Source organism: Shewanella sp. A22 (genome assembly GCF_053850585.1).
The window spans coordinates 1-9,275 of sequence record NZ_JBSQBN010000158.1 but is presented as its reverse complement, the minus strand read 5'-3'; the positions used below and the strand labels follow the sequence as shown (position 1 = coordinate 9,275).

Below are 9,275 nucleotides of genomic sequence, written 5' to 3'. Positions count from 1 at the left end.
GCATCTAACGAAGCATAAAGGACTTTGAAACCCGCCAGAATGGAGTCTCTCAGGTATTCCATTTCTGTGTTACATCGATTTAAAAGGCAACAACCATTTCTACATCAATGTGCCTTGAATTGAAAAAAACTGAGAGACTCTGAACTGACCAGATATTTAATGAGATTGGTATAACGCCAACGTTAAAAATCAATAAAGTATTAACACCACCAAAGGCAAAGTTGTTACTCGTAATGTAGTAGGTTTTGCAAAGTGAAGTCCGAAGTCATGTGAATGAAAAAGGTCAACAATTGAGGGTTATTTAAAAAACTGGGCATTACATAAAAAAGCGCGACGGTTATCGTCGCGCTAACTGTTTTAAACTAGCTTTTTTGGCATATCAACGCACTAATTTGCAAAGCCTTGTTGTAATTTCTTGACTGCAGCTTTGATTTTTCGAGTGTTCTCTGGCCCCATGCGGATAAGTAATTTCTGTGCATCGGGTAATGCTTCAAGGTTTGGGTCAACATATTGATAGTTAACACTGATTGATGATAACTCAATCGGGTCTTCAATAATGGGCGCGCTTGCGATCATGCTAAAAGCTTGTTGCATGCGTTTATCAAAGTCGATATCACTGTATCCGAGCTCAGTAAAAGCTTCGGCAAATAAGGGTTTTAATTCAATGTAAGTTGCGATTAAATCCTTATCACTCAAACCAGCTATAAAATTCGCATATAAATCATACCGATGATAACCATCAGGATTAAGATACGTTTTATTGGTAATGTCACTTACTGTGAATGGAGTGTCAGGGCCTTTTAATGGACTAGCTTTGCGCACAATATCGCCTTGGGCGAGGTTATCGATAAAGACAACAAATTGGCGAGCAATGTCTTTTTTCAAGATCATCGGCGCAATTTTCATACCGTTAGCAATGGCCAATGTTTTTGCTTCAACAAAATCGTCAGACTCAGCTAATGCAGGTAGTGGCTCTACGACGGTGGTTTCAGCCGATGTTTCTGGTTCGCCAATGGGCACAACATCATCCGTTGTAGTGGTTATGTTATGAGGTTCTTCAATAGGGGGTTGCTCTATTGGCGTCTCTGGGATTGATTCTGGTAGTTCAACCGGTGCGATAACAACAGGTTCATATTCTTCAGTGTCATCACTGGTAAAATAGAAATAACTGCTTGCACCTAACAGGGCGATGACCGCGATAGCGATTAACAGCACGTTAGATCCTGTTTTTTCAGAGGATTGCGGGGTAATTCGGTCTTCTTCATTAACTTGCATTTCAATTCCTTGGGGTTATTGCTAATCGATACAAATATCTTGGTGGAGTCGAAAAATTCTGCTGCATCCATTCTGCAATATTCGGCAGACTTGTCTAGTGATAACTGATGATAATGAACAATATATTACGATTTATTTTATGCTTGGACATATTGTTGTTTATCTCCTATCCAGCGTTGAATAATTGCATCGACGTTTTGAGGTACTTGTTGGTTAACGTGAGAGGCTAATTTTTGAGTTGGCGCAATTAAATGCTGATCACGAATAAGATCGGCAATTTTTAAATCGGCTAAACCGGTTTGTTTAGTGCCTAGTACCTCACCTGGTCCTCTAATTTCTAAATCTTTTTGTGCAATAACAAAACCATCGTTACTGTTTCGCAGCACCCCTAAACGTTTTGTCGCCGTTGGTGACAATGGTGCTTTGTAAAGTAATACGCAGTGGCTGGCTACAGCCCCTCGACCCACTCGGCCTCTTAATTGGTGTAACTGTGCGAGACCTAATCGTTCAGGGTTTTCGATAATCATTAAGCTGGCATTAGGTACGTCTACACCCACCTCGATGACGGTAGTCGCTACTAATAGGTTCAATTCACCCGCTTTAAACTGTGCCATAATCGCCTGTTTTTCGGCACTTTTCATTCTGCCGTGAACTAAACCTATTTTCAGTTCGGGAAGGGCGCTAGTGAGTTCAGCTGCCGTGTCTTCTGCCGCTTGGCATTCAAGTACCTCTGATTCTTCAATTAAGGTACATACCCAATATGCTTGACGATTATCATGCAATGCTGCTTGTTTGACGCGTTCAATCACTTGTTCGCGGCGACTATCGGCAATCGCAACCGTGGTGACAGGTGTTCGCCCAGGTGGAAGCTCATCAATAACTGAGGTATCTAAATCTGCGTAAGCTGTCATGGCTAAAGTACGTGGAATCGGCGTGGCCGTCATGATTAACTGGTGTGGATGAAACCCTTGGCTAACGCCTTTTTCACGTAATCCTAGGCGTTGATGAACACCAAAACGATGTTGTTCGTCGATAATGATTAATGCCAGTTTGTTAAACACGACCGCTTGTTGAAATATCGCATGAGTACCGATGACCATGTGAGCAGCACCAGAGGCTATATTTTCGAGCGATTGGGCTCTGGCTTTGCCTTTTAGTTTACCTGCCAGCCAGCCGACTTTTAGACCAAGTGGTTCAAACCATGTGGCAAAATTAGCGGCGTGTTGTTCAGCCAATAATTCAGTTGGTGCCATCATGGCCACTTGGTATCCGTTTTCAATTGCTTGTAATGCTGCCAATGCTGCTACCAGAGTTTTTCCGGAACCTACGTCACCTTGAACTAAGCGCATCATTGGGGTTGGGTGTTGTATGTCTTGGCTGATTTCTGCGACAACTCGTTGTTGTGCTCCCGTTGGCTTAAACGGCAGTTGTGCTAAAAAAGGGCTTAATAATTGCCCTGTAGCAGGCATTGGTGCTGCGGCATCTTGATTACTGCGCTGGCGAAGTTGCAACATGCTTAAATTATGAGCCAGCAGTTCTTCTTGTATCAACCTTTGTTGTGCTGGATGTTGGCCTTGTTCTAATTCAAAGGGTGACACCGAACTATGGGGGCGATGCAAAATATGCAGCGCATCATGCAGGCTAATATTATTGGGTTGCAATGCACTTGGCAGTAACTCAGGTAAGCCACCTTGGTCTAACATTGCTAGGGCTTGCTCTGTCAATTTTATCCAACTGGTTTGCTTAACGCCTTCTGTGGTTGGGTAAATAGGGGTTAATGTGTCGCTTAATGTGACCGATTCACCTGGATGAATAATTTGATACTCAGGGTGTACAATTTCTTTATGATTATTTCCACGGCGGATCTCACCGTAAGCTCGAATGCTTGCTCCATTTTCCATGGCGTTGCGTTGTGCCATCGAAAAATTAAAAAATCGCAGGCTCATGATTCCGCTGTGATCGCGAACATTACACACTAACATGCGCCGCCGACCTTGGATTATTTGAGTCGATTGAATTTCCGCTTCGATGGTGCCATAACTACCAGGGGGTAATGTGGCAATTGGATGGATTTGTGTGCGGTCTTCATAACGCAGCGGTAAATGAAACAGTACATCTTGTACTGTTTCTATACCTAACTTAGCCAGTTTTTCCGCAACCTTTTTAGCTACGCCTTTAAGGTTGGTGATCGGAACAAGATCCAGTCGTAGCAAATTGTACGCACCTAAATGGGTTATCGAAGATGTAAAAATCATAGTGATTTCAGGCTATCAATTAAAATCACTGTAATTATATACAGATGTTTAGGCTATCTTAGCAGACTTTTAATACAAGGCAATATTAAGCCACTAATTACAACCAGCCCTTTTGTTTGGCTATTCTTGCCGCGTCAATTCGGTTGCTGGCATTGAGTTTACTTATGGCTTCGGATAAATAGTTACGCACAGTGCCTTCAGCGATAAATAATTGGCTCGCAATATCGCTGGTTGATAAGCCTTCGCTCGCCAAGCGCAAGGCGCGCCTTTCTTTGTCATTCAATGGATCAATTTCACCAATGGCGTTAAAGGCCAGCTCAGGATCGATAACCCGTTTTCCTGCCATTACTTGTTTTATAGCATTGATGAGGTCATCTGATGGCGCATCTTTTAATAAAAAACCACCAACACCATATTCTAATGCTCGTTTGATGTATCCTGCTCGGCCGAAGGTGGTCAGAATAATCACTTTGGTCTGGCTGTGTTGTTGCTGTAACCACTGACTCAGTTCCAAACCTGTTTTTCCTGGCATTTCAATGTCGGTAAGTAATAAGTCAAAAGAACTCGTTTTAAGTTGCTGCATCGCTTTATCGCCATCTTCGACTTCGACAATCTCAATGTTGTTCAAAGTATCATAGGCTAGCGTGAGTAAAGCGGCGAGGGCGCCTCTTACCATGGCTTGATCTTCGGCTAATAGAATTTTCATTGAACGGGCTCACTTAATGGTAATTGGATACTCACTTTATAATGAGGGATTAATTGGTAGTTTATGATGCCATGTAGTAATGTGATTCGCTCTTGAATGCCTGTTAAACCGTTGCCTTCAGAGATAGCTTTAACTGGTGCATTCTCGATAAAATTGAGTTTGAGCCAACCTTGGCTTGCTTCAATATGCAGGGTGCAATGCGTTGCTTGGCTGTGTTTGATAGTGTTATTAATCAACTCAGTTAACAGTAAGCTGATTTGAGATTCCATAAGTTCACTGAGTTTAGGGAATGTGCCTTCTATGCTGACGGCAATCGCATTGTCTCTTAACGTGTTGGCTAAGGTGTTTAAGGTATGCGTTAACCCTTGATGTTTATAGTTGGATACAGTGTGACGAATTTGACTTAAACAGTCTCGAGTTATCACACTGACTTGATGGATTTGCTGCTGTGCTAGGTCAATTTTGCCTGAGGCAATAAACTTGTCTGCCAGTTCTGCTTTTAATGCGATTGCGGCTAAATGGTGACCCATAACATCGTGTAAATCGCGGCCAATCCGCTCGCGCTCTAATGCGGTGGCTAAATTGGCGATTTCATCTTTCGATTGTTGTTGCTGGCGTTTTATTCGTTGGCGGTTTTGTTCTATGACACCAAACACTCCCACCCCTAAACAAATTCCCATGCCATAAAAAGTAAAAAAGTAGCTTGGGTAATCCATAATGATATCGATCACGAACAGCAAAATACTCAGTACGAGAAAACTCAATATTGCAGTACGAAGTGAATAAAACAAACCAATAAAGAAGCAACAAAAACTGAATAGAGATATTGCTCCGCTGCTGAAGAATGACGACGTTATTGCAGTAACAACCATTAATACAATGGGTTTAAGAACGTGCTCTTTTGGGCTGTTATAGGCCCAGAAATAACTAATAATAAATGGCACTAATAATGCTATAGCAATGGAAATCTTTAACCATTGACCGGCCATAAAATATAATGGAATAAAGTAAAAGCCTAAGTTTATAAGGTAAACCCAAGCAGTTTTTTGTTCATAACTTTTTTCATAATTAGATGATAAACAAGATGTCATTGTGCCTCCCTGCGCAGTTAATCATAGAGTAACTGCGCGTTAACTCAAGAAAAAAGCAATCGACATTACTGTTTAACAGCCTGTAGGTTGACTAGAAATTTTGCCCAACCATATTGAGGGTCAACATTCAATGCCGCTTGCCAGTCTTGCATTGCACCGCTTAAGTCACCTTGTTCTTGTTTAGCTAAACCTCTCCATGTGTAAGCTTCTGCGTGTCCCCAACAAATAGCGTCACAGGGCAGGTCATATTGAGCAATCGCTTGGCTTGCTAATGTTTGTGCCTTATCCAGCCCACCACCAAATGTACTTGGGGTATAAAATGCATTAATGGCTCTAACAAGACTGACTCGAGGATTGTTGGGTTCCAGTTCACTGGCCTGTTGTAATAGCTGAGTGGTTTTCATGCCATATTCTACCCCCTTGCTATTATCGAAAGCGATTTGCGTCCCATATACTGCTGCTAATAAAGCTTGCGAGTCAGCGGAAGTGTTCTGGCTTAACATTGTATTGAGAGTTTGCTGGGCATCATTTAATGAATTTATCGCAAGTTGACGTTGGCCCATGATATTAGCTGTAATGGCAAGACGATAATCAGCATAGGCTTTTTCATAATCAGTAGCCTGTTCACTGTATTGTCTGAGTTCAGTGATGTTCATGGTGTTTGCTGCAGCATCAATGTCGCTGATATCAGCAAAGCAGTTTTGGCTGACTAAGGTTAAGCTGGTGATCAATAGTAAGGTTTTCATGGCTATCTCCATTTACGTTTCCCCAATCGGATGTTGTTGGGATAGGCTTAGTATGGAGAAGCACACGATTGATTATCAGACACAAAGGTCATCAAAATAGGGTGACAAATGTCATGTACTTTGTATTCAAGACCGAGTGCTATTCGGTCTTGTTAATACAAAAAGGAAAGAAAGACGAAAAGATTAAACCACTTGCATCACTAAGTAACAGGTGTAACCAAGGTAACCCGTGAGTAACACCGCACCTTCACGACGACCAATTCGTAAACCACTCCAAGCAAACGGTAATACCATGAATGCAAAAATCAGCATGGCGATAAAATCGATTTCGTTAAATCCAGCTGCGGAAACAGGGTGGATTAATGCCGTAGCGCCCAAAATACCCAGTACATTGAAAATATTGGAACCCACAACGTTACCAATAGCAATGTCACTTTGACCTTTAAGTGCGGCCATAACCGAGGTGACAAGTTCTGGCATGCTGGTGCCAATAGCCACAATGGTTAAGCCGATGATGACTTCGCTAATGCCAAATTGTTTCGCTAAATCAACCGCACCGTTAACAAATAAAATGCCACCACTAACTAACATACCAATGCCAAGGGTAATGAGAGTAATTGAAAATAATGGGTTTTGTGGTTTTGCATCGATGTTTAATTCTTCTGGCTTATTTTTAGAACTGATATAACTAAAACCAAGATAACCTAAGAGCAGACTGAATAAAATCGCGCCATCAATAAAACTCACTTCACCATCGAGCAGTAAAAACCATACTAAAATCGATGCCGCAATCATAATCGGGATGTCGCGTTTAACCATTTGAGATTGCACTGTAATAGGGCGAATAAGGGCGGTGATAGCCAAAATTAATCCAATGTTAACAATATTTGATCCGACGACGTTGCCTAAGGCTATACCGGGATTGCCTGCCAAAGCTGATTTAACACTGACAGCCAATTCTGGTGCACTTGTACCAAATGCGACAATAGTTAACCCAATGATAAGTGGTGCAATGCCTAATCGCAGCGCTACGGCACTGGCTCCGCGCACTAATGCCTCGGCACCAAAAGTTAAAATCATAAAACCACCAATTATCGATAATGCAATTAACATGATGTATCTACCTTGATTTTAAGCTGCACTAAAGTAGAGCCGCTAATTAAATTGCGCGTATATTGACAGAATATGTCAAAAAAATACACGCTATTAGCGTGTATTTTTGGGGATAAAAAAGAAATGAAAGTAACTTGTTATAATTCGTCTTCCCAACGAACTTTGGCGCCGCGAACGCCGTCTACTTTGTTGTTGAAGGCTTTTTCCAGTACGTGACGTTTAATTTTTAACGTTGGCGTTAATGCGTCGTTTTCGATCGTCCATTCATCATTAACGACGATAATGGCATCAACATGTTCATGTGATTCAAGATGCGGATTAACATTGTCGAGAGTCTCTTTTAATGATGTTCTGACTTCTTCTCGTGGCTGTAACTTTGAACTTTCTGACAGCTGCACTAACGCCACGGGATGTGGTAAACCAGACCCAATAACGCAAATTAACTCTACGTGAGAGTCTTGAGCCAGCCTACGTTCAATAGGTACAGGGGCGACATATTTACCTTTTGAAGTTTTAAAATTGTCTTTAACACGACCAGTTATACCGATATAACCGTCTTCGTCAATTTCACATAAATCACCAGTATGAAAAAATCCATCTTCAGTAAATGCTGCCGCGGTGGCTTCTTCTTGTAAGTAATAGCCTTTCATTAAGCCAGGGCTTTTCACCAACAACTCACCTTGTTCTGTTTGGCGAACTAAGCAGCCTTCAACTGGGCGGCCTACAGAACCAATTTTTTGTGCATTGAAAGGGTAATTAATAATGGAGTAAGCGCTGTTTTCTGTCATTCCCCACGCTTCGCAAATATCAATGCCGATGCTGTTATACCATTCTAGTAATGATGGTGGGATAGGCGCAGAGCCTGAACCGTTCAAACGAGATTGATCTAAACCTAAGCCTTTTTTAATTTTACGTTTAACAATACTGCTAATAATAGGGAGTTTGAGTAATGTTTTGAGTTTTTTCTCACCAATTTTATTGATGATATTTAATTGGAATACTGTCCATAAGCGCGGTACCGAGAAAAACACCGTTGGACGACAACGTTGAATATCATCTACAAATGAGTCTAGGCCTTCTACAAAAGATACGGTAGCACCAGAGTAGTATGACGAACCTTCAATGGCCACGCGTTCAGTAATATGTGCAAGCGGCAAGTAAGATAACAACCTATCTGTCGTATTGGTTTGTAAGTCACGAATAACGGCTTCGCATGCCCAGCCATAACTGGTAAAGGTTTGTATTGCACCTTTAGGTTTACCAGTTGAACCTGAAGTATAAATAAGCGTCATGATTTGATCTGTTGTAGGCAGCTGTTGGTCTACAAGTGGCTTACCCATTGATAACAATTGCTGCCAATGATATTGCGCTGGCATAGTGTCATAAGGCATGGCTAAACGAAGAATATCACCGCCCACCGCGAGTTCTTGCTCTGCCCAATGATCGAGCTTGCCAGTAAAAATGGCTTTGGCACGACTATGTTCGAGTATATAACGAATGGTTTCGGCATTCGCGGTTGGATAAATTGGCACACTAATGTAACCACCATACATTAACGCTAAATCGACAATAAACCACTCAGCACAGTTTTTAGATAATACGGCCACTTTATCGCCGGGTTCTAGGCCTAAATGACGCAGAGAACCCGCAATTTGGTACATTTTCTGTTGAACTTCACGCCAGGTGAAATCCACATACTTACCGTTAATTGGCTGGCGTAGGTAAACTTTGTCACCCTGAGTATCAACCCAGTGAGACAACATCTCAACAGGAGTTTTAATTAAATTTTCCATAGACGCTTCCATGTTCATTATTGTTATTGTGGGTCTTGTATCGATCATATTACATAAACTTAGTATGGCCATTTTTGTGCACTGGCGCAAACTATTGCGCTGTATGTGCGCAAGGTAACATTATGGGTAAGTTAGCAGAATTGGCTGAATAAACAATAGATGTTGAGTCATACCAATCCTATTAAATATGTGATCTTTCAGCGGGAGTTCAAAGTGCTGTAGGCAAGGCAGATGATTGAAGCGAATAGTGATCCTCGGTAACAAGCTCCTGCGTTACTCTACCTCCAGCATCTGAC

The 9,275-nt window shown here is 41.8% G+C and carries 7 protein-coding genes; all 7 read right to left on the bottom strand.

Features of this window, described 5'->3' with window-relative positions; translation table 11 throughout:
* Positions 1 to 387: 387 nt before the first annotated feature.
* The 7 genes from ACWXWT_RS18840 to ACWXWT_RS18810 all read right to left on the bottom strand — a co-directional run bounded on the left by ACWXWT_RS18840 (position 388) and on the right by ACWXWT_RS18810 (position 8,979).
* The gene (locus ACWXWT_RS18840) at positions 388 to 1,275 is read right to left on the bottom strand and encodes a DUF3014 domain-containing protein (RefSeq protein ID WP_456043112.1); all 888 of its coding nucleotides are present in this window, start codon (positions 1,273 to 1,275) and stop codon (positions 388 to 390) included.
* 137 nt (positions 1,276 to 1,412) lie between these two features.
* Positions 1,413 to 3,488: an ATP-dependent DNA helicase RecG gene (recG, locus tag ACWXWT_RS18835; protein ID WP_456043111.1), complete on the bottom strand. Its 2,076-nt coding sequence runs from the start codon at positions 3,486 to 3,488 to the stop codon at positions 1,413 to 1,415.
* 139 nt (positions 3,489 to 3,627) lie between these two features.
* Positions 3,628 to 4,236, bottom strand: coding sequence for a response regulator transcription factor (locus tag ACWXWT_RS18830; protein WP_456043110.1), 609 nt, complete (start codon positions 4,234 to 4,236; stop codon positions 3,628 to 3,630).
* Complete coding sequence (locus ACWXWT_RS18825; protein WP_456043109.1) at positions 4,233 to 5,327, bottom strand: sensor histidine kinase; 1,095 nt, start codon at positions 5,325 to 5,327, stop codon at positions 4,233 to 4,235. Before ACWXWT_RS18825 ends, ACWXWT_RS18830 begins: the two co-directional genes overlap by 4 nt.
* A gap of 65 nt (positions 5,328 to 5,392) precedes the next feature.
* Complete coding sequence (locus ACWXWT_RS18820) at positions 5,393 to 6,073, bottom strand: hypothetical protein (RefSeq protein WP_456043108.1); 681 nt, start codon at positions 6,071 to 6,073, stop codon at positions 5,393 to 5,395.
* A 183-nt stretch (positions 6,074 to 6,256) separates the two neighbouring features.
* Positions 6,257 to 7,186, bottom strand: a complete 930-nt coding sequence (locus ACWXWT_RS18815) for a calcium/sodium antiporter (RefSeq protein WP_456043107.1) — start codon at positions 7,184 to 7,186, stop codon at positions 6,257 to 6,259.
* Between the two features lie 137 nt (positions 7,187 to 7,323).
* Positions 7,324 to 8,979 carry an AMP-binding protein gene (locus tag ACWXWT_RS18810; RefSeq protein WP_456043106.1) on the bottom strand — a complete coding sequence of 552 codons (1,656 nt, stop codon included), beginning with the start codon at positions 8,977 to 8,979 and terminating at the stop codon, positions 7,324 to 7,326.
* Positions 8,980 to 9,275: the final 296 nt, after the last annotated feature.